The sequence below is a fragment of the Chloroflexota bacterium genome (assembly GCA_026710945.1).
Taxonomy (GTDB): domain Bacteria; phylum Chloroflexota; class UBA11872; order VXOZ01; family VXOZ01; genus VXOZ01.
In genome coordinates this window covers 25,355-47,587 of sequence record JAPOQA010000022.1, presented here as the reverse complement: position 1 = coordinate 47,587, position 22,233 = coordinate 25,355, and the positions used below count along the sequence as shown (strand labels likewise).

General features: G+C 58.7%; 18 protein-coding genes. 10 read left to right on the top strand and 8 right to left on the bottom strand.

The features are described from left to right. The first annotated feature begins 323 nt into the window (after nucleotides 1–323). The 3 genes from OXE05_04670 to OXE05_04660 all read left to right on the top strand — a co-directional run bounded on the left by OXE05_04670 (nucleotide 324) and on the right by OXE05_04660 (nucleotide 3,727). The gene (locus OXE05_04670) at nucleotides 324–1,187 is read left to right on the top strand and encodes an ABC transporter ATP-binding protein (protein MCY4436609.1); all 864 of its coding nucleotides are present in this window, start codon (nucleotides 324–326) and stop codon (nucleotides 1,185–1,187) included. Between the two features lie 111 nt (nucleotides 1,188–1,298). After that, entirely contained in the window at nucleotides 1,299–2,411 is a 1,113-nt protein-coding gene (locus OXE05_04665) for an ABC transporter permease (GenBank protein ID MCY4436608.1), read from the top strand. A gap of 203 nt (nucleotides 2,412–2,614) precedes the next feature. Further along, complete coding sequence (locus tag OXE05_04660; GenBank protein MCY4436607.1) at nucleotides 2,615–3,727, top strand: ABC transporter permease; 1,113 nt, start codon at nucleotides 2,615–2,617, stop codon at nucleotides 3,725–3,727. Nucleotides 3,728–4,116: 389 nt separating this feature from the next. Here OXE05_04660 and guaA read toward each other — a convergent pair whose 3' ends face one another. The 3 genes from guaA to OXE05_04645 all read right to left on the bottom strand — a co-directional run bounded on the left by guaA (nucleotide 4,117) and on the right by OXE05_04645 (nucleotide 8,945). Further along, nucleotides 4,117–5,628 carry a glutamine-hydrolyzing GMP synthase gene (gene guaA, locus OXE05_04655; protein ID MCY4436606.1) on the bottom strand — a complete coding sequence of 504 codons (1,512 nt, stop codon included), beginning with the start codon at nucleotides 5,626–5,628 and terminating at the stop codon, nucleotides 4,117–4,119. 512 nt (nucleotides 5,629–6,140) lie between these two features. Further along, nucleotides 6,141–6,968, bottom strand: coding sequence for a creatininase family protein (locus tag OXE05_04650; GenBank protein MCY4436605.1), 828 nt, complete (start codon nucleotides 6,966–6,968; stop codon nucleotides 6,141–6,143). Between the two features lie 687 nt (nucleotides 6,969–7,655). Beyond that, nucleotides 7,656–8,945, bottom strand: a complete 1,290-nt coding sequence (locus OXE05_04645; protein ID MCY4436604.1) for an ABC transporter substrate-binding protein — start codon at nucleotides 8,943–8,945, stop codon at nucleotides 7,656–7,658. A 190-nt stretch (nucleotides 8,946–9,135) separates the two neighbouring features. Between OXE05_04645 and OXE05_04640 the strand changes: the two genes are divergently transcribed. Next, complete coding sequence (locus OXE05_04640) at nucleotides 9,136–10,140, top strand: hydroxyacid dehydrogenase (GenBank protein ID MCY4436603.1); 1,005 nt, start codon at nucleotides 9,136–9,138, stop codon at nucleotides 10,138–10,140. 152 nt (nucleotides 10,141–10,292) lie between these two features. On the opposite strand, the gene OXE05_04635 is transcribed toward OXE05_04640, so the two are convergent. Next, nucleotides 10,293–10,589, bottom strand: a complete 297-nt coding sequence (locus OXE05_04635) for a hypothetical protein (GenBank protein MCY4436602.1) — start codon at nucleotides 10,587–10,589, stop codon at nucleotides 10,293–10,295. Nucleotides 10,590–11,143: 554 nt separating this feature from the next. Between OXE05_04635 and OXE05_04630 the strand changes: the two genes are divergently transcribed. Continuing rightward, entirely contained in the window at nucleotides 11,144–11,689 is a 546-nt protein-coding gene (locus OXE05_04630) for a thermonuclease family protein (protein ID MCY4436601.1), read from the top strand. A gap of 5 nt (nucleotides 11,690–11,694) precedes the next feature. On the opposite strand, the gene OXE05_04625 is transcribed toward OXE05_04630, so the two are convergent. Further along, entirely contained in the window at nucleotides 11,695–12,381 is a 687-nt protein-coding gene (locus OXE05_04625) for a creatininase family protein (protein MCY4436600.1), read from the bottom strand. A 40-nt stretch (nucleotides 12,382–12,421) separates the two neighbouring features. Continuing rightward, complete coding sequence (locus tag OXE05_04620) at nucleotides 12,422–13,099, bottom strand: DUF6062 family protein (GenBank protein MCY4436599.1); 678 nt, start codon at nucleotides 13,097–13,099, stop codon at nucleotides 12,422–12,424. Between the two features lie 263 nt (nucleotides 13,100–13,362). Between OXE05_04620 and OXE05_04615 the strand changes: the two genes are divergently transcribed. The 5 genes from OXE05_04615 (at nucleotide 13,363) to OXE05_04595 (ending at nucleotide 20,297) form a co-directional block, all read left to right on the top strand. After that, nucleotides 13,363–14,433 carry a tartrate dehydrogenase gene (locus OXE05_04615; protein MCY4436598.1) on the top strand — a complete coding sequence of 357 codons (1,071 nt, stop codon included), beginning with the start codon at nucleotides 13,363–13,365 and terminating at the stop codon, nucleotides 14,431–14,433. A gap of 500 nt (nucleotides 14,434–14,933) precedes the next feature. Next, entirely contained in the window at nucleotides 14,934–15,353 is a 420-nt protein-coding gene (locus OXE05_04610) for a hypothetical protein (GenBank protein MCY4436597.1), read from the top strand. Between the two features lie 1,111 nt (nucleotides 15,354–16,464). Continuing rightward, a complete protein-coding gene (gene tyrS / locus OXE05_04605; protein ID MCY4436596.1) occupies nucleotides 16,465–17,679 on the top strand; it encodes a tyrosine--tRNA ligase in 1,215 nt (404 codons plus the stop codon). Between the two features lie 111 nt (nucleotides 17,680–17,790). Continuing rightward, nucleotides 17,791–19,827 carry a GNAT family N-acetyltransferase gene (locus tag OXE05_04600; GenBank protein ID MCY4436595.1) on the top strand — a complete coding sequence of 679 codons (2,037 nt, stop codon included), beginning with the start codon at nucleotides 17,791–17,793 and terminating at the stop codon, nucleotides 19,825–19,827. 8 nt (nucleotides 19,828–19,835) lie between these two features. Further along, entirely contained in the window at nucleotides 19,836–20,297 is a 462-nt protein-coding gene (locus OXE05_04595) for a hypothetical protein (GenBank protein MCY4436594.1), read from the top strand. A 153-nt stretch (nucleotides 20,298–20,450) separates the two neighbouring features. On the opposite strand, the gene OXE05_04590 is transcribed toward OXE05_04595, so the two are convergent. Next, entirely contained in the window at nucleotides 20,451–21,188 is a 738-nt protein-coding gene (locus OXE05_04590) for an HNH endonuclease (protein ID MCY4436593.1), read from the bottom strand. Next, a complete protein-coding gene (locus OXE05_04585) occupies nucleotides 21,166–22,104 on the bottom strand; it encodes a DNA adenine methylase (protein MCY4436592.1) in 939 nt (312 codons plus the stop codon). Before OXE05_04585 ends, OXE05_04590 begins: the two co-directional genes overlap by 23 nt. Nucleotides 22,105–22,233 lie beyond the last annotated feature (129 nt).

The following is a 22,233-nucleotide window of genomic DNA, read 5'->3' as shown; positions in this document are numbered from 1 at the left end:
TGGCGGAAATGCCCGATGAGCGCTTTGCGCAGCTGGTACAAGCGTACAATCACACCCCGCGCAAGTGCCTCAGCTACCAAACGCCAGCAGAAATATTCATCAACCAAGTGTTGCACTTGAAATGTGAATCCACCTTCCCGCTTTCGCGGGAATGACGGACGACGCGCCCCTTGCGTTACTTTCTTACATTCGCCCATATGCCCGCCTCTTTCAACATACGAATGACGGGACGTTGGGTGGCTCGCGCGTGAGTGACGAGGCGATTTGGGCCCCTCCGCGGCTAAGGATGCTCCGCCCTTGTCGGGGCAAAGGAGAAACAGCACATGAGTGAGGCAGCCATTCGCGTGGCAGGCGTCAGTTTTGCCTATGGCGACGTGAAAGCGGTGGATGACATCAGCTTCAGCGTCGCGCAAGGTGAGGTCTTGGGCTTCCTGGGACCGAACGGCGCGGGCAAGTCCACCACGATTAAGTTGCTCACCGGCCAGATGCGCCCGCAGAGCGGCGAGATTGCCATACTTGGCATGGATGTTGCCAAGGACCGTGACACCATACAGGGCCGTATCGGCGTCTGCTTTGAGGAAAAGAACCTCTATCTCAACCTCTCCGCCAAGGAGAATCTGCGATTCTTTGCCCGGCTCTTTGGCATACGCGATTTCGATCCCACGCCGCTCCTGCAGCGGGTGGGACTGGCCGACCGCGCCGACGACCGCGTGAAGGACTACTCCAAAGGCATGCAGCAGCGACTCATGGTCGCCCGGTGCCTGCTGAACAATCCCGATATCCTCTTCCTCGACGAACCCACCGACGGGCTCGATCCTGTCTCCTCGCAGGCCATCCGGCGCGTCATCGAGGAAGAAGCCGAGCGCGGCGCGGCGATACTGCTCACCACCCACGACATGGACGAGGCGGACAAGCTCTCGGACCGCGTGGCCTTCATCAACGACGGCCAGATCGCTGCCTTGGACACGCCGGAGAACCTCAAGCTCGCTCACGGCCAGCGGTCGGTGCGGGTGCGCACCCGCGAGAATGGCAAAATCCGCGAGCAGGTGGTGCCGCTCGATGCCAGCGACACCGGCGACCAACTGAAAGCCGTGGTGGGCGCGGAAGGCCTGCTTACGATCCATACGGAAGAGGCCACCCTGGAAGCCGTGTTCATCACCCTCACTGGCAGGGGGTTGCAAGAATAACGAACTGAGAGAAGAAGATTCTTTGCCAGGGGACTACGTGGATGACAGGCAAGGGACTGCAAAAGTGACGCGTACAGAACGGCAAGCGTGGATGAACAGAGGACGTCTAGCATGAGCGCCCAGGTATCGCGCGCCGCCATCATCTGGGCGATTCTCCGCAAGGACCTGCGCGAGTACAGCCGCGAACGGTTCTTTGTCGTTATCACCGTCATTAGCGTCGTGATCTACGGCATTGCGTTCTGGCTCATGCCCAGCAGCGTGGACGAGTCGTTCACCGTGGGCATACGCCAGACGGGCATGGACGCGGTTTTCGCTGAGGCCATGGGAGAACAGGGCGCTGGGATCGAGATCGTGCAATTTGAGTCCGTGGCGGCGTTGGAGGCTGCCCTCGGCATGGGCGGCGCGGAGCCGGAGGCGCCGCTCGCCATAGGACTGGCCTTCCCCGACGACTTCCTGCAGCGCGTCGCCGCCGGAGAGCACACCACCGTGCGCGTCTACGTGGACGCCAACGTGCCGGCAGAGTTGCGCAGCGCCATGGAGAGCTTTGTCCGCGAGATTGCCTATGCGCTGTCGGGCAACCCGCTGCCGGTGGCGGATCCTGACCGCGAGGTGATCGTGCTTGGTGAAGATCGCGTGGGCGATCAGGTACCGTTTCGCGAGAAGATTCGCCCCCTATTTGCGGTTCTGGCGCTCGTCATCGAGACTTTTGCCCTGAGTGCGCTCATAGCCACCGAGATTCAGGCGCGCACGGTGACGGCTGTGCTCGTTTCGCCGACGCGGGTTTCGGACTTCCTGGCGGCCAAGGGCATCCTGGGCACGGGCATGGCCTTTGTGCAAGCGGTGCTCCTGCTGCTCATTATCGGCTCGTTCGCCAACCAGCCGCTCATCCTGTTGGCCGCAATCCTGCTGGGGGCGGTGCTGGTGACCGGTTTCGGCCTGATTGCCGGTTCAGCGGGCAAGGACTTCATCGAGACGCTCTTCTACGGCATGGCATTCATGATTCCGCTCATGATTCCGGCGATTGCCGTGCTCTTCCCCGGTACGGCCGCGGCGTGGGTGAAGATCTTGCCGTCGTACGGTCTGGTGCAGGCAGTGGTGCAGTCCAGCGCCTACAATGCCGGTTGGCCGGAGGTTCTGCCGCACCTTGGCACGGCGTTGGGCTGGTGCGTGATTGCTTTTGCGGTGGGGCTGGTTGTGCTAAAGAGAAAAGTGGAGACGCTGTAGGCGAAGAGGCGGGGGACAAGCCCCCGCGCTACGGGGAGAAGACACCGTATGGGATTGAATTTGGCGTAGGGAAAGAGCGCAGAATCAGCTGAAGAGCAAAGCCTATAGTCAAACGCTGCTCCTACCGTTCGCCCTGAGCCTGTCGAAGGGTGAACGGCGTAAGCCGAACTGGAACAATAGGAAACAGGGATAGGAGCGGGGTCTTGTCCCCCGCGCTACAAGGAATTAGAGCGAAAGGCGGAGACATCATGGTCGGAGTACACGCGTGGCACGTGTTGCGCAAAGACTTGGGCGTCGGGCCGCGCTCGCCCATTTTTCTCTATGCCATCGCCCTGCCCGTGATCCTCACGCTCCTCATTCGCGTCGTGTTCGGCAGTCTCTTCGATCCCGCGCCCCGGCTCGGCATCGTGGATGAAGGCGAATCGCAGATCGTCCAGAGTGCCCGCAACGTTGAAGGTATTGATATAGAGTTTCCGGAATCCGCTGCGGTCTTAATGCAGATGGTGGAGAACAACGACCTGGACGCCGGCTTCGTGCTGCCCACGGGCTTCGACGGCGCGCTGCAGGCCGGTCAGATGCCCAACGTGCAGTTCTTTTTCGGCGGTCAGAGCCTGGCCGCGAACCGCGTCGTGCTGGGGGTCACCATGGTCGACCTCATCCGTGAGGTGGCGGGCTCTCCCGCGCCGATTGAGGTGGAAACCGTCACCGTCGGCGATGGCGAGTCCGTGCCGCTCGTCTCGCGCCTGCTGCCGTTGATCGTGCTCATGGCGGTGCTCATCGCGGGGGCTTTGACACCGGCGACAAGCCTCGTGGAAGAAAAGGAAAAACGGACGCTCACCGCACTGCTCGTGACGCCGACCAGTCTGGGTGACGTCCTGCTCGGCAAGGGCGCGCTGGGCTTCATCCTGGCCATGGCGACCGGCGTCGTGACCCTGGCGCTGAACGGCGCGCTCGGTACCAACACCGCCGCGCTGCTGCTCGTGCTCGTGCTGGCCACGCTCATGGCGGTGGAGGTCGGCCTGATGCTCGGCTCCTTCGCCAAAGATACGAAAGCGCTCTATACCATCTGGAAGTCCGGCGCTATCGTGCTGCTCGTGCCCGTCGTCTTTTTCATCTGGCCCAACCTGCCCCAATGGATCGCGAAAGTCTTCCCCACCTACTACTTCCTCTCCCCGCTATTCGACATCGCCATCCGCGGCGCGGGCCTCGCCGACGTGTGGGTGGAACTCGCCATCGGCTTCGCCATCTGCGCCGTGTTCCTCTTCGGAGTGTACGCCCTCGGCCGCCGCATGGAAGCCACCCTGGCTGCGACGTAATACGGCCCAGACGTACGTATTCTTGGAATACACACTCCTCTTTGCTCGCAGTTCACCATAGCGAGGTGTGTTCTCCTCTTTTTTCCCTAGAAACCGGCGGGAGATTTCCACAGTCCTTCTTCCCGCGTCGACATCTCTCACCTTCCGCTCCGAGACCCCTTCGGCCCACTCCGAAAGCCCTCTCATTTCGCTCTTATAGCCCCCTCTCCCAAGACTGGGAGAGGGCCGGGGTGAGGGTTGATCTGGACTTTCCAACGGGCAAAGTTGGGGCACGACATGTCGTGCCCCTACGGGAGGACTATTTCACTGTTGCGGAAAGACTTAGGGCAAAGGCGGATCTCAGCACTGCACGGAGGTCTCACAACACTAGCGGTAACCGACGGAACTGCCTACTCCCACTCGATGGTCGCTGGGGGTTTGTTGGTGATGTCGTAGACCACGCGGTTGACGTGGGGGACTTCGTTGACGATGCGGCTGGAGATGCTGGCCAGCACGTCGTGGGGGATGCGGGCCCAGTTGGCGGTCATGGCGTCCTGGCTTTCGATGGCGCGCAGGGCAACCAGGTGGTCGTAGGTGCGTTCGTCGCCCATCACGCCGACACTCTGCACGTCCGGCAGCACGGCCAGCACCTGCCAGTATTTTTCATAGAGCGATGCGGCGCGGAGCTCCTCTGTGAGAATGGCATCCGCCAGGCGCACAATGTGTAGCTTTTCTTCCGTCACCGCGCCGAGCACGCGTACGGCGAGACCCGGCCCCGGAAACGGATGCCGCCACACAAGCTCGTGGGGCAGTCCCAGTTCCTCGCCGACGGTGCGGACCTCGTCCTTGAAGAGCTTGCGCAGCGGCTCGACGAGGGTGAGGCGCATGGTTTCCGGCAGGCCGCCGACGTTGTGGTGACTCTTGATGCGCGCGGCGGCTTTCGAATCCGGCGCGCGGCTCTCAATCACGTCGGAGTAGATCGTGCCCTGGGCGAGGAAGTCCACCGGCGCGTGGCGCTGCGCCTCGTCCTCGAAAACGTCAATGAACGTCTCGCCGATAATGCGCCTCTTTTTCTCAGGGTCAGCAACATCCGCCAACGCATTTAAAAATCGGGCGCGGGCGTCCACCCGCCGCACGGGAATGCCGAGGCGCGTGAGGCTTTCTTCGACCCAGTCCGGTTCGTTGAGGCGTAGCAAGCCGTTGTCCACGAACACATTAATGAGGCGGTCGCCAATAGCCCGATGGAGCAGCGCCGCCGCCACGGTGGAGTCCACGCCGCCGGAGAGGGCCAAGATGACGCGCTGCTCGCCCACCTGCCGCTGAATCTCCGCTACGGCCTCATCGATGAAGGCGGCAGGCGTCCAGTCACCGCGCAGGCCGCAGACTTCAAAGAGGAAATTACGCATGATCGCCATACCTTGGGGCGTGTGGGCGACCTCCGGGTGGAACTGAATGCCGATCATGCCCTGCGCATTGCCCATGGCGGCAATGGGCGCATTGGCCGAGGATGCCAGCACCGCAAAGCCCGGCGGCAGCGCCGTGATGTGGTCGCCGTGGCTCATCCAAACGTCTTGGTCGGAAGCCAGGTCCGTAAAAATACCGGCGGCGTCCTCCGCATGGATCATGGCATGGCCGTACTCGCGCCTGTCAGCAGGTTCCACGCTGCCGCCCAAGGCCTGCGCCATGAGTTGCATGCCGTAGCAGATGCCCAGGACCGGCAGCCCGCCCTGCCAGACGTACGGCTGCGGGTGCGGCGCGCCGGGCGCGTAGGCGCTGGACGGTCCGCCGGAGAGCACCAGGGCGCGGGGATTGAGGGCGCGCACGGCTGCCTCGTCTGCGTCGTAGGGCATGAGTTCCGCGTAGACGCCGCACTCGCGGATGCGGCGGACGATGAGGGGGCTGTACTGGGAGCCGAAGTCCAGAACGACGACGCACTGGCGGGTCTTGGCGGAAGATGAAGATGGATTCCCGCTTTCGCGGGAATGACGGGATTGTGGCCCTTCGCCGGAATGACGGACTGAGGGCTGGTCCGTGGAATGACGGGACACAGATTCTGCTGAGATCTCAGTTGAAGCAGGGGTCTTCAAGTGGCGGTTCTCCTTCTAGCTGTATGCGCGTGTTGGAGGCACGGTCTATGTCAGGCAACGGCGGTAGTTCTTGTTCAGCTTAGTCTCGTTCTATCGTCTTCCCCTCACCCTAGCCCTCACCCAGAGGGAGCTGACAGGAGTTTGTAACTGTCATTCCGAGCGCAGCGAGGAATCTAGAGTCCGCTCCGGATGCGCCCCGGCAAGGGTGTATTTGAGATTCCTCACTCCGCTACGCTCCGTTCGGAATGACATGTGAAGTCGATTATAGAATACATACCCTGTCAGCCCAGAGGGAGAGGGGACAAGAAGTGGGCCCTGCTCTTTGCCATAGCAGGACTGAGGCGGCACTAATGGTGATCGACGCGCGGGTTGATTTCGAGCTGCCGCAAGTCGCGTACCATTTGAGCCAGGCCGCGGGCCCCTGCCTCCAGGAATTTGCGGCCTTTTTCAGCGGTGGCTACCGTCGGATCGCCGCGCACGCCGGTCTTGGAAAACGTGCTCCAATAGGGCATGGCCACCGCGTGGTTGGCCTCTTCAGACCGCCCAGCGACCAGGTCGTTCCAGCCACCCAGGCTCATGGGCACGTCCGGCGGAATCTCCGCCGCCGCCTTGTCCATATAGACATTGTCGGGGTCGATGGCGAGGTACAGGCTCGTTTCCAATTCGCCGCCGTGGGACATGCCGCCGTGGGGCGAGTCTCGCAGTTCGGCCACCGCCTTGCGCACTTCGGCGATGCCCCAGTGATTCAGCGCATAGACCAGCCCCACGCCATCGGTCTCAATCACTGCCAGGCGGGCGGCCACTTCGGTAAAGGCCGTATTGCTACCATGGCCGTTCAGCATGATGATGCGCGTAAAGCCATGGTGGATGAGCGACTTGCAGATATCCACGAGATAGCGCACGAACACGTCGCCATCCACGTGGATCACGCCGGGAAAGTCGAGGTGGTGCGGATCGTAGCCATGGGCAACCGCCGGCACCACCACGCATTGGTCCGGCACCAATTCCGCCGCGCGTTCGCAAATGGTGGTGGGGAGCAGCACGTCCACGTCCAGCGGCAAGTGCGGGCCGTGGTCCTCGATGCACCCCGTAGGCAGCAGGGCTACGCGCTCCTGCGCCGCCGCTTCCTTGATTTCCGGCCACGTCATCTTGCCGTACAGGTACTTGGTCGTCATGCGGTGGTCTCTCCTCCGTAGCGCTGCCGTAATTGGTGAAATGGCTTCGGGCCCGTATTCCTCCCTTGATTATAGACTCTGCGGGGTGTTGGCTGCTCTCTCCACATAGCTTGCCCCTCACGCGCAACGGGCAGTTTCAACTCTCAACCCTCACCCCAGCCCTCTCCCAGTCTTGGGAGAGGGAGCATGCGAAGTCGCGCAAGGGTCGTCGGCGTGGGGGAAAAGCCTCCGCGCTACGGATTGGCGGTAGGCGAAGGTCAGGCGTCCGCGCTTGATTATAGACTCTGCGGGGTGTTCAGTGCTGTACCACGCGACCTGCCCCACACGCGATACGGAGCGGGGGACAAGCCCCCGCGCTACAGTGTGGCGGTAGGCGAAGGTTCGCAGCAGGAACGCTTTCGCAACAGACGTGCACGAGTAGCAAGGCTCCTCTGCTTGGTGAATAGAGTAGAAAGTCGCACAGAAGCCCTCACCCTGTGCTCAATCCTACGCATTGGCGTTGTCGCCCGATGTCACGGGAAGATGTCGCAGGTTGCAAACCTGCGCTACCGGAGCTCTTGCCGTTCAATACAAACTTGCAGGACTTTAGAGACCAACCGCGCTGGTTTGGTGCACCGCAAAAAAGGCAGAGGGCCGGCGTAGTGCCAGCCCTCTGTGAACATTCTGCAACAAGGTCTGTGGAGAAGACTACTCTATCGTGACCTCCTCCGTGCGCACACTCTCGATGGTGCCGCCGGCATACTTCCAAACTTCGATGGGCGTGACCACGTCGCCATCAGAGTCGAAGTCATGGGCGCCTGCGGCGCCTTCGTAGTTGATGCTGCCGCCCGCGCGCAGCGCTTCAATGGCGGCCTTCACACCGGCCGCGCCCGCTGCCGCCGTGTCACCGTCTGGATTGGCAACCGTGCGCAGCATGTCACGCACCGCGGCCGGCGTAACCTCTGCGCCGGAGACCTCTGCCGCCAGTGCCGCCAACGCCGCGATGATGATGGAGTCATAGACGTTGGTCATGAATGGCAGCGGCGGTAACTCGCCGTATTTCGCCTGGTAGTCTGCCGTGAAGAGCTCAAGCGACGGGGTTTCGGCAGAACCCGGCGCCGTGCCGAACATGCCCTCGAGATTCTCAGCGCCTACGGCCTTGATGATCTCTTCCGATCTCGTGCCGTCCACGAAGAGGAACTTCGTGATGAAGTCGTTCTCGATGGCTTCACGCAAGTAGATAGTGGCGTGACCGGCATAGCTCAGCGCCAGCAGCACTTCCGGCTCGCCTTCAATCGCTTTGCGCAGCTCCGCCACGTAGGTGGTGGCTTCCGCTTCGTCGTGAGGGACCGCGGCGCTCACGGTGCCGCCCGCAGCCTCGAACGCGGCCTGGAAGTTGTCCTTCAGGCCCTGGCCGTATGGGTTGTTGACGTAGAGGATGGCCACGTTTGTGTAGCCCTGCTCCACAGCGACGCCCGCCAGCACCACGCCTTGCAATGCATCCGAGGGGACGGTGCGGAAGAGGAAGTCCTGGCCCTCGTCAGCGGGCAGAATGGTGAGCAGCGGTGACGTGGACGCGTACGAAATCTGCGGCACGCCCTTGGGGATCGTTACCGACTCGGCAACGGCCAAGCTGGAACTACTCGCCGCGGCGCCAATGACCGCGTGCACCTGGTCGACGTCCACCAGCTTGCGAGCCGCCTCGACGGCCGCCGTGGGATTCGTCTCGGTGTCGCCGTAGACAATCTCTACCGGATAGCCGCCTGCGGCCAGGTGCTCTTCGGCGAGGGCTGCCGCCTTCTCAAAGGCCGCGCCAAACTCGCCCAAAGGCCCGGTAAAGGGCAACAGCACGCCGATCTTCACCGTGGGCGCGGCTGCCATCTCTTCCTTCTCGGCCATCTCCGGTTCGGCGGCCGGCTCCGTAGCGCAGGCTGATGCAAGCAGCACAAGTGCACCAGCCACAATGAACAATAACAACGCTCGCAATACTCGAGACATGACCCTTCCTCCTTGTTTCCACTTTGAAGCCAACTTAGACGTATATTATAAAGGTACATTCGTATCGTCAAGACTTACGCAGCCTTTTTCAGCCCCGCAGCACCGGCAAACCGCACCGCACAATCGGGTCTGGTAGCATACGGGAGAGTTGACGGTATAGTTGACCAGGCAATGCAAAGGGAGACTTCCTGTGCCGAAACCAGAACTCTTCATCGCAATTACCAAAACACTGCGTTCGAGTCTCTTCTCGTCGGAGAGTGAAGAGCGCCTCAACGGACTCTTCACGGTGTGTGGCGGCGATCACGACGAAAGGCTAACGAGCGCGGATGTAGCGGGTCGGATTGGCGGCTGCACGGCGCTGATTACCGGCTGGGGAACGCCGGAGATTACACCGGAGGTCTTGGCTGCCGCTACTGAATTGCGCATCATCACCCACAGCGCGGGAAGTATTAGAAGACTCATCCCAAAAGCCGCGCTGGAACAAGGTATCGCCGTCACCCACGCCGCGCCGATGATTGCGGAAGCCGTGGCGGAATTCACGGTGTTTGGCATGCTGCTGGGCTTGCGCTGGCCGCACCGGCAAAATGCCTGGATGCACGCGGGAAAGCCCTGGTCGGAGTGCCGCGCCACCGGCGGCAATCTGCTGGAAGCCCAACGGGTGGGACTGATCGGCTGCGGCTATGTAGCCCAACGCGTCATCCGGAAGCTGCAGGGCTTCGGCATGCCGATTGCGGTCTACGACCCCTACTTGCCGGACGAACGCGCCGCCGCGCTCAACGTAACCCGCGTCTCGCTCGAAGAACTCTTCAGCACCTGCCGCGTCATCGCCAATCACGCGCCCACCACGCCGGAAACGGACGGCATGGTGACGGCAAAGCACTTCAAGCTGCTCCAGGATGGCGGCGTGTTCATCAATAACGCGCGGGCACGCGCCGTGGACCAGGATGACATGATTGCTGAGTTGGCTACCGGCCGCATCCGCGCGGTGCTCGACGTGTTCAACCCGGAACCGCTGACCGAGGACAGCCCGCTGCGCGGGATGGAAAACGTCTTCTTGACCCCGCACATGGCCGGGCAGTCCGACGATACGCGCCTGCGGCAGGGCGCCGCCATGGTGGATGAGCTTGAGCGGTCCCTCAATAACGAACCGCTGCGCTATCCCATTACTGAGGAGACGTACGACCGGATGGCCTAAGTGGGCTGCGCCAAGGGTATCCGTTCATCCTTCGACAAGCTCAGGACGAACGGATACAGTTTCTTTCAGTTCGGTGCGGTTTCTGCCGCGTTGGTATTGCCCTGCTGATTCTACTTTATTAGTTCTGGCCAGTTGGTTCCGTCCTGCTGGTTCTAGCCTGTTGCTTCTGCTCTGTTGACTCCGCCCAAATGCTTCAGGTCTGATGCTTCTGCCGGGTTTCCAAATTCGTTCGTGCTGAGTTTGCCTGACTTGAGCACTTCAACAAGCTCAGGACGAACGGATACGGTCTCTTTCAGTTCGGTGCGGTTTCTGCCGAGTTGGTAATGCCCTGCTGATTCTGCTCTATTAGTTCTGCCCGGCTGGTTTTGTCCTGCTGGTTCTGGCCTGTTGACTCCGCCCTGTTGCTTCTGCCCAATTGCTTCAGGTCTGTAGTTTCTGGTCTGTTGCATCTGCCGGGTTTCATCTACCGGTCGTGCTGGGTGGGCTTCGCGAAGCCCCGGTTGCAGCAAGATTCGACCTATAGAGTCAACTCATCTGACAGCCTCCTCGGCCACCCTTGTATGACAATATCCTGAAGGAAACGTCTTCCTCCCTCTCCCTGGGGAGACCCTTGCGAAACTCCGTCATTCCGGCGAAAGCCGGAATCCAGAGGGCCTTTACTACTAAAGACAGCATGATGTCAAGTCATTTCACCCCCCCTCCCAACCTTCCCCCTCAAAGGTGAAGAGTTATGCAAAGGTCTCCCCAGAAGACCTTTGCATAACTCACCTGCAGGCGAGTAAACCTCCCTCTCCTGGAGGAGATCTTTGCCTAGCCCCGGGCCGGATGCGCAAGAATTACTCCCTCTCCCGGCGGGAGAGGGTCGGGGTGAGGGGGAAATACCCGCAATCCGGGCTATGCCGGATTCTAAGCTGGAGCTATCGCGGCGAAGTCACGTCTTCAGGGGGGAGTGCTGCTAGTATTGGCAGGTGAAATGACGTCGTGGAAAGAGTAGCGAGTGCCAGTGACACGCAGACGGCGCTTTGCGCCAAGGAGCAAAGGACGGCTCTTCGGCTGGCGGTTCTTGCTCCTCGTTCTCATCGCAGGGATTCTGCTTGGCAGGGTATTCACCACGTGGGGCGATGCCGACGGCAGCTACCCGGTCGTCTCCGTCGTAGACGGCGACACCATCAAAGTGCGTATGAGCGGCAGGCTCGAGTCCGTGCGCCTCATCGGCATAGACGCGCCGGAAACGAATGCGCCGGGGCGGCCCGTACAGTGCTTTGGACAGGAAGCCACCGCCAAAGCCAAGGACTTGCTGGCCGGCAAGGCCGTGCGGCTGGAATATGATGAGTCGCAGGGTCGGCGTGATCGTTTCGACCGTCTGCTGGCGTACGCGTGGGTGGACGACGTGCTCTACAACGAGTGGGTAATCCGCCAGGGTTACGCGCGCGAGTTTACTTACAGCGCGCCGTATCGGTACCAGGCGACGTTCAAAGCGGCGGAGGCGGAGGCGCGCGCCGCGGGGCGCGGGCTCTGGGCCGCTGAGACGTGCAACGGCGAGTTCTAGCGCGTCTATGTGTCGGTCACTACTTCCGCCAGCAACTCGCCGCACCTGGCAGCCACCCGCTCAGCGATTGCGTTCACGATCATCTCGCCAAGCTCAGGCGACGCGTGCACGGAAGGGTCTTCGCCGCCGACGCCCTGCTCCTTCATGGTAAGGTCCGTGCGGTAGCGGCTAACGTCGGTGAGTTCGGGGTGCAGGTGCCAGAAGATCGAGGTCTCCCATTTACCGGCGTGATCGCCGGTGTAACCCAGGTCGTGCACCACCTCATGCTCCGGCAGGGCCCATACTCTCAGGTGCGGGTGTCGTTGCTGGTACCACTCGCTCACCTCTTTCAATCCCCGCACGTGCAGCCCGCCGTAGTGTCCCGTGATGATGACGATGACCTTGAAACCCTCATCGTCCAGTTGCTCCAGGTACTCCCGCGCCAGCGTGCGCACGGTCTCATCGCGGAATTCCAGCGTATGTTTGAAACCGGCGTGGGGCTTCATGGTCTGGAAGCCGCACCACACGACCGGCAGCGAGATGGCGCCGGCCGCCTCGGCGCAACGGTCGGCGATGCCCTGTGCCTTGAGCGCGTCCTGGCCGATCGCCAGGTGGTAGCCGTGCCACTCCAAGGCGCCCCACGGCAGAATGGCGATAGGCCGCGTCTTGAGTTGTTCCTCCACTTCCGCGGGAAACATCCGTTCATATTTCAAGGTGCGGTCCTTTCTCTTGTGGGTGCAAGCCAGGGCGGTTTTATTCCAAGGCTTCTTTACCCACTACCTGCGCCAGAGCGGCGGGCAAGCTGTCGATGTCCTCCGGCGTCACGCGGTCTTTCACACGATAATCGGCCTTGCGCACGATCTCGCTCATTTGCTCACGCACGGCGGCGATGCGCTGCTCTTGCACGCGCAGTAGGATCTCCGTCGCGTCGCGCGGGGGGCGGGACCGCAAAGCGGCCCGCAAGTGGAGCAAGCAGAGGCCGTCGGACATCCCATACGTGTCCTGGGCCTCCCGGTCGCCGCGCAGCGTTTCCAGCAGCAGTCCCATGTGCCGTTGCTCGGCATTGCTCTGCGCGTCGCAGCCGAGACACGTGCCCTGCGGCGTGAGCGCTTTGCGCACGCGCCCGGCCAGGCTGCTTAGAAAGCCCTGCTGTTCCTTCACTGCGGCGATTTGCTGCGAGGCTTCGCCGAGAATGTCATAGTAGGTCAATGCGGTGCCCAGCGGGCTGTGTTCGTGGAAGAGCCGCCAGGTGTGATTGTGGCAGAAGCCCTTAGCCGCGCGCACCAGGTCCCGGATCTCTATGTCGTTGACGTGTTCGTAAGAGTACGTCTCCAGGAAACGGTCGCCGCTGCGAATCGCCAAACGACAGATAGGACAACCGGAGTCACGGATGGCCTCCAAGAGTTCATAATAGGGAGTGTGTTTATCCATAGGGCGGCTGCAAATGGGCCTAACGTGATCGGGCGGTTCAATGTCTCGTATAGAATAGCATGGACTGATTTGACCGACGCAGTGATGTGCGCTGGAATTATGCGCTGCCTCGTGTGTGGTCAGCTTTCTGAACGTCATTCCGGCTTTCGCCGGAATCCAGAGTGTGCGTGGCGAAGATGGATTCCCGCTTGCGACGGAATGACAATGGCTTTTGAAACGATTCTGAGTACCGTCCAACAACCTGATGAGGAGGACTACCCCGTATGCAGACGTACGAAATAGCCGTCATCGGCGGCGACGGCATTGGGCCGGACGTAATCGCGGCCGGCCAGCAGGTGCTCGCTGCCGCCGGTGACGTGACCGGCAGTTATCGGCTCAACTACACCGACTTCCCCTGGGGCTGCGAGTACTACCTGCAGCACGACCTGATGATGCCTGCCGACGCGCTACAGACACTGGAACAGTTCCAAGCCATCTATCTCGGCGCGGTGGGCTATCCCACGGTGCCCGACCACATCTCGTTGTGGGGTCTGTTGCTGCCAATCCGCAAGGCCTTTCGGCAATACGTCAACCTGCGCCCGATCAAGCTGCTGCGGGGCATTGACGGCCCGCTGCGGGACAAGGGGCCGGAGGAAGTGGACTTCGTCTGCGTGCGGGAGAATACCGAGGGCGAGTATTCCGGCGTGGGCGGGCGCGTGCACGTGGGCACCGACCACGAGGTGGCGTTGCAGAATATCGTCTTTACCCGCACGGCGGTGGAGCGCATCATCCGCTACGCTTTCGACTACGCCCAGTCCCACGGGCGCAGCGGCGTCACGAGCATCACGAAGTCGAACGCCATGCAGTACAACATGGTCTTCTGGGACGAAGTTTTTGCGTCTGTGGCCCAGGAGTATCCCGATATCGCAACGAGCAAGTACCATGTGGACGCTGCCGCAGCGCGGTTCGTGACCAGTCCTGAGTCGTTTGACGTGGTGGTCGCCTCGAACCTCTTTGCCGACATTCTCACCGACCTCGGCGGTGCGCTGCAGGGGAGCCTGGGACTGCCGCCCAGCGCGAACATCGATCCCACGCGGCGCTATCCGGCCATGTTCGAGCCGGTGCACGGCTCCGCGCCGGACATCCACGGCCAGAACATCGCCAATCCACTCGCTGCATTCTGGGCGGGCGCGATGATGCTGGACTTCCTGGGCGAGCACGAAGCCGGACAACTCGTGATGGACGCCATGGAAGCGGTTACGGCCAACGGCACGGTACGCACCCCCGACCTGGGCGGGACCGCCACCACCCAGGATGTCACCGACGCTGTGGTGCAGGCGCTGCGCGAAGTGTGAGGAGGGTTCTGTCCTAAACTTGAAGTCATGCGGTGCAGGCGCAGTACGCTAGCTATGGCAGTTTCAGTCCTTCTCATAGATATAACTGGCTCAGGCGCTCCATCAGTTGTACGCGTGTGGCTCCGGGCAGTCCGATTCGGGGTAGCGCAGGTCTGCAACCTGCGCCAAAGAACCCTGCATGTCGAAGGACTACACCATCGCAAAGACCTCTCTGTCTTGTAGCGCGGGGGCTTGCCCCCCCCCCCCGCTCTGTCTCACCGAGCCCGGTGCTTTGGCGAAAGTGGCAGCACCACCCGGTCACTGTCTCGTAACGGGAATTGTGCCGTATTAGGGTCTAGTCCCCCGCTTGGCAACCAGGCTGTCCGAGGGTACCTTCGAGATGCACCCGCTACGGGATAAACATATTTCCCTCAGGAGCTAGATACGCTAGGGTCTCAAAGGGGAGATGCCTGCAACAGATATAATGGAGGAAGCTACTTCCATCGGGAAAAGAGGCCCTCATGCGTAACATCCTTGCAGTAGTCCTCGGCGTGATCGTCGCCAACGTTGTTTTCTTTCTGGGCAGCGTGGCGGCAGACCGGTTCTATCCCACGCCGGCGGAATTGATGGACCCCGAAACGCCTGAAGCCACCGCGCTACGCGTGGCTTCCGCTGAGACCAACGGCCTGGTGCTGGTGATACTTGCCGGCGCCCTGGGCGGACTGGTGGGTGGCTTTGTTGGGGCTAAAGTTGCACGCGGCAAAGTCGTCGCGGTCACCGGCGCCATCGGCGGGCTCCTTTCAATTTGGGCCGCCTATTCATTCTATGTTTTCTATCCGGCGCGGCTGTGGTTCCCCATTGGGATGCTCGTGGCGTTTATGGCCTCCACCTATCTTGGCGGTCTTGCAGCACGCAAGTCGCGGAGGGAAGAACTGAACTAGAGGAACCGGCGCAGTTTCTGAATACCCCTGCAAGCGCTCTTGTCGTAAATGTAAGCTCTGAAAGATTCGTAAGCAGACTCGTCAATCCGGCTAATGCCATTCCAATGAGAAGACGTTCAACGCCGTCATTCCGGCGCACGCCGGAATCCATCTGCGCTACACCCCCCTGGACTCCCTGACAGGGGGATGTATTCTATAGTTGACTTCACATGTCATTCCTGTAAGTGTTGAGTAATTCGTTGACAGAATTCTCTCCCAAATTGGCAGTGTTGACAGATCATGTCATTCCGAGCGGAGCGTCGAACGATGTTCGCGGAATCTAGGGCCCATGCAACGTGTCGCCCAATAGGCTCAACATCTTAGATTCCTCTCTTCGCTGCGCTCCGTTCGGAATGACATGTGTACTGTTCATGTAGAGTACTGCGTTCAGCTGCTTTTGTTCTCAAGTCTGTCAACGAATTACCTGACATTTACAATCCGAACGAATCGCAGCGGAGTGTCAAACCCTATTCGCGGAACCTAAGGCCCTGAGCTTAATGGGTTACATGCTGCGAGGCTCCCCAGATTCCGCGAACCCAGTTCGACGCTGCGCTCGGAATGACATATTTGATCGACGTTTCCTGGTGGAAATCGATTTCTGTCAACGAAAAACTCAACACATACAATTCCGGCGTACGCCGGAATCCATCCGCGCTACGCCCCCTGGACTCCGGCCTGCGCCGGAGTGACGATTTTCGTGCCGCTCACCGAATACGCCTTTGAGCCTGTTTACAATCTTCTTGCCTGGGCGCGCAGCGTTCGCCCCCGTATCGTGCGATACGCTGTATCGGGTACGGGGCAGGCTCTGAGCTTGCCTGTCCTGAGCCTGTCGATGGATCGAAGGGTGAAAGGAGGCCACACTATGCTGGCGAATGGCCGTACGTACTTCAACAGGGGTTGCCACTAACGGTGACAGAGCAATCCAATTGGCTACGGCATTGTATAGGTAGCCATCACTGCTTGGGGCTTAGTGCCGGCAACAACCAATCTCCGCGCACGGTATATAATCGCACGTAATACCTTCACAGGACTTGTAACCAGTTTGAAAACTTCGAGACCCGAGGAGAGATTGATGGCAACGGTGCAAACGTCACAAGAGGCGTTGGAAACATTACTAAACCGCGGCGTGGTGGATGCGGTGGTGCGGGCCGACCTGGAACGCATGCTGCGGTCTGGCAAGCGGCTGCGCATCAAGTTCGGCGTGGACCCCAGCCGGCCCGACCTGCACCTGGGCCATGCCGTCGGCTTTCGCAAAATCCGGCAGTTCCAGGAGTTAGGGCACCACGTTATCATCATCATCGGCGATTGGACCGCCCGCATCGGCGATCCATCGGGACGCTCCGACACGCGCCAGATGCTCAGCGCCGCGGAAGTGCACGCCAACGCCCAGACGTACCTTGACCAGATGGGCAAGATCGTGGACGTGGACAAGATCGAGGTGGCCTGGCAGACGTCGTGGTTCGAGGACTTTTCCCTGGAAGACGTGGTGCGCCTCTGCGCCAAGTACACCGTGAACCGCATGCTCGACCGCGCCGACTTTTCCACCCGCTACGGCGGCGGTCAGGCCGTCTCGGTGGTGGAATTCTTATATCCGCTGTTGCAGGCGTACGATTCGGTTGCGATCGAGGCCGACGTGGAGCTGGGCGGCACCGACCAGTATTTCAACTTCCAGGTGGCCCGCGACATCATGCCCGCCCACGGCCAACCGCCGCAACAGTTTCTCACCTGGCCGCTGCTCGTCGGCACCGACGGCACGCGCAAGATGAGCAAGAGCTACGACAACTACGTGGCCATCACCGATGCGCCCAATGACATGTACGGCAAGGTCATGTCGCTCTCCGACGACGTTATGCGAGATTACTTTGAAACGCTCACGGACATTCCGACGCCAACACTGGAAGAGATGTTTACGGAGATGGAAGCCGAAAAGCGCAATCCCCGCGACGTGAAAGCCCACCTCGCCCGCGAGATCGTAACCCAGTTCCACGATGAGGCGTCCGCGCAGTCCGCCGAAACCGAGTTCGTGCGCATGTTCCGCCAGGGCGCGCTGCCCAGCAACATCCCCGAAATCCCCCTGAACGACGCTCTACGGGATGCAAAGACCATCGTCGACGCGCTCATCGCCGCCAACCTCGCCAAGAGCCGTTCCGAAGCCCGCCGCCTCGTCCAACAAGGCGGCGTCCGCCTGGACAACACCCGCATCACCGATACCAACACGCCGTACTCCGCCAAACCGGGCCAAGTCTTCCAAGTCGGCAAGCGGAAGTTTGGTAAGGTAAGCGAGTAATCTTGTATGAAACCCCTGATGTCAGTACAGACGAATTCTGAGCGCAGAACGATCGGCCAGTCGACTTAAGTGACATCGTATACTTGCAACCTATGACTTGGCGGGAGTCTATTGAACGAAAGCATCCAAGGTATGCAGATAGAAATATCACTGCTAGAGATAACTGATCTGGTTGAAGTAGATGCCCTGATGAAGCGACACAGCCAGACTCTCGGCTTTCTGCCGACTGAAGCTCTACGTGATCACCTCGCTAGGGGTGGCGTACTAGGAGCTAAGGTTAGTCATAGTCTGGTTGGTTACCTTCTTTATGGGTCTAATCCTAAACGCTTTCGCATTACTCAACTCTGTGTATCGGAAAGATTCAGAGGTGAGGGTGTCGCCAGACAACTACTTGAAAGGCTAAAGGACTCCGCCACTACGCAAACTTCCATAGAGCTTAACTGTCGCCGCGATTTTCCTGCCAATGCTATGTGGCCGAAATTGGGCTTCGTACCTATTGGCGAGAAGCCAGGACGTTCCATAGCTGGGCATCTCTTGACACATTGGCATCTCGCCTTGCATTCGGATCATCAGCCGGAATTGGAGTTGTTCAAGGCCCAAACCTCAGATGAAGCACTTGACGTCGTCATTGATGCCCAAGTATTCTTCCATTTTTTTGAGCCGGACAGTACTGAGACTGAAGCATCCAAAGCTCTCCTTGCCGACTTTCTGGTCGATTCACTTAAGATTTGGATTACCGACGAGTTACTCAACGAGATAAATCGCAACGATGATCATGAGCAACGAAGGCAAAACCGAGCAAGTGTTCAGAAGTTTCCGCAAGTTCAGCCATCCCCAAAATTGGTCGAAGACTGCGCCGAACGATTGAAGCAGATCTTGCCTAGCAGTAGTACCAGTCAGGAGTCCGACATTAGGCACTTGGCAAAGGCTGCGGCTTCCGAAGTAAACGTCTTTGTTACCAGAGATCAAGGCTTGCTAAGTAAGGCTCCAGCTATTGCCAACCTCGTAAGCCTTCAAGTACTGTCTCCAACCGAGCTGATAGTCCAAGTCCATCAACTCTCTGAGGCCCAGTTGTATAGCGCTGACCGGGTTGCCGGTCTCCAACTCGGATGGCATCGCTTTAGCAAAGAAGACTTTCCGGTTTTTCCCCACGACGCTTTTCTCAATGAAGGTGAGGGGCAAAAGAAGTTCAGGCAGACTCTAAGCCAATTCCTGGGGAGTCCCAATCTTTATACCTGTGACCTGCTAAAAGACGGTGATGACGTTGCTATTGTCCGAACCATTAGGAATGATTCACCTGGGACAATCAGCATGCCATTGGCTAGAGTAGCAAACTCACCAAACCGGACACTATACGGGAGATTCTTGATCGCCGACACGCTTGCCAAAGCGGTCGACATGAATCAGGACATTGTAGAGATCAAAGCCACCGCTATCTCTCCTTACCTGAGACCGGCTCTCTTGGATATGGGATTCACAGCACATCCCGATGGATTTGTAAGGTTCTGCTTTTCCAGTGTCCTCAGCCGTTCAGAGGCTCTTGACAGGATTGCCCAACTCTCGCCAGAAATAATATCTGCCTATGAAGATATGTCGGACCTGGAGCTAGAGCAACATTGCTCGCCCTTGAGTTTAGCTGCTGAGCAAAGCTTCTTTCTCGTCCCAATTCGTCCAGGCTATGCGCTTAGTCTGTTTGATAGACAGCGTTCGGCTAACGATCTCATTGGAGGCGACCCTAAGGTGTTGTTGCGTTGGAACAACGTGTACTACCGTAAGAAAAGACGAAATAGGCTCCTCAAACCTCCTGCACGTCTTCTCTGGTACGTCAGCGATCCTCTAAAACAGATCGTTGCTGTGTCGCATCTCGACAGTGTTGACATTGATACTCCCAAGAATCTCATAAGAAGATTCAGGAAATTCGGCGTACTTAGGTGGGAAGACCTCTATGAGATGTGTAACCGCAACATATCAGCGGAACTGATGGCGTTGCAGTTTTCTCACACTTTCCTCTTCAGGGAGCGGATTCCACTAAGTAGACTCAGGGCGGTATACAAAGAGGATGGGCTGGATGTTGTCTTGCGGGGGCCGACCAGAGTGCCAGTGGAGATATTCCACAGGATATATCAGATAGGATTTCCGGCTCACTAAGGAACACTATGAAACCACTCTTCATATCCCTAAAGCCAGAATATGCCAATCTGGTGTTCGAAGGTCTAAAGACGGTCGAACTCCGTCGGCGAATAGTGTCTCAGGCAGAGAATGCTTGTGTGTTCGTCTACGTGTCCAGTCCAACTATGGAATTGAGAGGCGGGTTCCAAATCGGTCAGGTGTGGTCGGGGCCGCCGGAGGAAGTTTGGCGAAGTGTACACGAACTTGCAGCGGTTGACAGACTAGACTTTGATATCTATTTTAGGGGAACATCAATTGCGCACGCCTTGGAAATTAAGGATGTTTGGGAATATGAAGTCCCGATCGGGCTAGATACGCTGCGGAATCTCTTTGACGACTTTGTTGTGCCTCAGTCTTGGCGGTACGTCAAGACTGAGGAGCAAGAAGCACTTCAGCAGATGCAACGGCGAACTACAGGAGTGCGGGTGACCGTTGACTCGACCCCATAAACGCGGTCTACTTAGGCCATATATGTTGACTTGTTTCACGCACTGCGCGGCGGCTCGCCCATTCTCCGCTCCGGCCCGGAAATTGGGACGGGAAAAGGGCTGGTACTTTTGGCGATAGTGGCACAAGTGTGACGCGATTCAGAAAGACCGAGATCACATTTCACGCTTGCCGACGTGCTTTCTGACTATCTTCTTTACATATTCCGGCGTCGTGACTCCCTCTTTCTCGGCAATGCGGGATGTGCGATCGATTTCATCAACCTCGTCTCCCTTCCAAGCGATATCAAGCCTGCGAGCCGCTTCAAGCGCCACGTGAGAGTATGATTCAGGGCTAGCCCAGTAGCAAGAAGCGCAGTTCTCTGGCTTTTTTAAAGTTTGCCAGTTATCGCAATGCTCACAGGACCATGACTTTGCCCGGTTGCAGGAGCCGCACACCAGCATGTATGCGTCTGCGCGTCTCTGCTCAGCATCGGCATCTCCGGCAACCTCAAAAGGAATTCGATGGTCTATCTGTAAGTATCTTGACTCGTATCTCTCCAGACAAATGCCGCACCTATTGTCCGATTGTTTGAGAAGCCTGTCCTTAAACTCCTTCGAAAAGGTCTTGCGGCCACCAAACCTTTCTCCTTCTAAGAGCTCTGGATCTCCAAATCGGTATGCGGCTATTCGTTGTCCTTCTGAATTTTGCACATGGAACGTCTCAATAGGGATACCGCTCTCGCGCACGTCGCGAACGGCTCTGGGTGGATGCTTATAGCCGTATAGTACCTCTAACTCTTCCGTTGTAATGAATCCGTGCTCAAGAATGTGGTCGATTACGGTTCTCGGACGTTTCCCCGTGACCGACTTGAGCCGTTCAAGAAACTCTTTAGGGTAGTTGGGTTCGGACATCAGAACTTCCTGACAAAGAAAGTTGTTTAGAAACAACCTGTTGTTGACCGGACGCAATCACATCGATTCTGTCAAGCAAGGCCGATGATAGGTAGAGTGATTCGAATGTCTTGGTTGCTCTACCTAGAAGAGTCCCCTGAGATGACCTGCCGGCATCGATCTCTAGGCGTTTTAAATCCAAGTGTTCTGGCAGTTCCTCGCCGTAACTCTTTTCGTCGCTTCTACCGTCGTAGCTGACAACGTACGAAATCTCTCGCTGATTGAGGTTTTGCAACGTCTCTACGAATTCATCTCTATCTATACCCTCGACGTAACGCGGGTCACGATCATTACACACTCCCTGATAAGGAGGGTCCATGTAGACAATATCCGAACTCAGTACGCCGTCAAGTACATCCCGATAATCAGCGCATGAAACAGTTGTCCTGCCACTCAGCAACAACGAAGCCCCTATTAGGTGTCGTCTCATTGTTGTAGGATTAGCGCCTTTTCTGCGGTTGTCGGGGCTTTGGTTGAACTCGCCATTCGAGTTATAGCGAATTGAGGCTTTCACACAACGAGCGAGCAAGTACAGGAAGCACTCCGGGCTTGGAGACCTGTTAAATCTTTCCCGTATGAGGTTGTAGTATTCTCTCTCGCGTCCGAGTTGGGCATTCCACAATTCTTCATATCGATCTGCCAAGACATTGGGGCGCAACAATATCTCATCCCACAGGCTCATAAGAGCACTGTTGACATCATTGAGTACGACTGTTTGCGCCTTGCAGTAGTGCGTCGCTGCCAACGAAATAGCTGCTGAACCCGCAAATGGCTCTATCAGTCTCACGCTCAAGTCGTTTGGAGGAAAGAAGGGCAAGATGAACTTTGCGATTGACCGCTTGCTGCCCTGATACGGTATGGGGTGGGGGACGCTCACAAGAAATCTCCTCACTGGCGTAACCGGAGAAATCCCTAAGGGAACAAGCTAATCTACGGTCACCGCTGAGGTTTGGTCAGAAGGGAATATCGGCCTCGTGCTACTCTTTGCACATCTGGCATTCGAGTT

Excerpts from the sequence above, each read along its gene's own strand:
- OXE05_04670 (MCY4436609.1), top strand. The coding sequence starts at position 324 with ATGAGTGAGGCAGCCATTCGCGTGGCAGGCGTCAGTTTTGCCTATGGC.
- OXE05_04665 (MCY4436608.1), top strand. The coding sequence starts at position 1,299 with ATGAGCGCCCAGGTATCGCGCGCCGCCATCATCTGGGCGATTCTCCGC.
- OXE05_04650 (MCY4436605.1), bottom strand. The coding sequence starts at position 6,968 with ATGACGACCAAGTACCTGTACGGCAAGATGACGTGGCCGGAAATCAAG.
- OXE05_04645 (MCY4436604.1), bottom strand. The coding sequence starts at position 8,945 with ATGTCTCGAGTATTGCGAGCGTTGTTATTGTTCATTGTGGCTGGTGCA.
- OXE05_04635 (MCY4436602.1), bottom strand. The coding sequence starts at position 10,589 with ATGCAACAGACCAGAAACTACAGACCTGAAGCAATTGGGCAGAAGCAA.
- OXE05_04620 (MCY4436599.1), bottom strand. The coding sequence starts at position 13,099 with ATGGATAAACACACTCCCTATTATGAACTCTTGGAGGCCATCCGTGAC.
- OXE05_04615 (MCY4436598.1), top strand. The coding sequence starts at position 13,363 with ATGCAGACGTACGAAATAGCCGTCATCGGCGGCGACGGCATTGGGCCG.
- OXE05_04610 (MCY4436597.1), top strand. The coding sequence starts at position 14,934 with ATGCGTAACATCCTTGCAGTAGTCCTCGGCGTGATCGTCGCCAACGTT.
- tyrS (MCY4436596.1), top strand. The coding sequence starts at position 16,465 with ATGGCAACGGTGCAAACGTCACAAGAGGCGTTGGAAACATTACTAAAC.
- OXE05_04595 (MCY4436594.1), top strand. The coding sequence starts at position 19,836 with ATGAAACCACTCTTCATATCCCTAAAGCCAGAATATGCCAATCTGGTG.
- OXE05_04590 (MCY4436593.1), bottom strand. The coding sequence starts at position 21,188 with ATGTCCGAACCCAACTACCCTAAAGAGTTTCTTGAACGGCTCAAGTCG.